Here is a 538-nt window from a genome sequence, read left to right on the forward strand (position 1 = left end):
ATACTCGTTTTCGCTCGGACTCCCGCGAACGTGAACAACAAGTTGCCAACCTGACCGCCTCGGTATTACAACTTTCTGCTTCTATCAACAGCCTTGCCGTCAATCGCGATTTTAATATTCAAGATTGGGAAAAAAGCGTCGTTCGCGAATACGGTAAACTGACTTTCCCACCGGTATTGAAAGAGACACAGCCACAATTAACTCAGCGTCAGAAAGCGGAATACCGCGAAGATTTGGATAACCTACGCAACCAACTGTCGGTGATCGATCAACAAGTTGAGCAAAAACAGCAAGACTTGGTCGAGATTGAAGCGCGAGTGCGTAACTTACGCCAAAGCTACCAATACGCGAAGAAAGAACTGGATATCACCCAACCGTTGGCGGATGAAGGCGTTGTTCCGCGTATTGAGCTACTCAAATTGCAGCGCCAAGTGAACGACACTCGCCGTGAAATGACATCTAGCGAACTGAAAATCCCAGTGATCAAATCGGCCATCAAAGAATCCATGCTCAATCGCATCGATGTGGCGTTGAAGTT

At 47.4% G+C, this 538-nt stretch carries 1 pseudogene; it reads left to right on the forward strand.

Annotated elements, in window-relative coordinates:
- A pseudogene (locus R7Q48_RS30415) lies at positions 1-538 on the forward strand (HlyD family type I secretion periplasmic adaptor subunit); the annotation flags it as partial.

The sequence above is a fragment of the Vibrio sp. 378 genome (genome assembly GCF_033339435.1).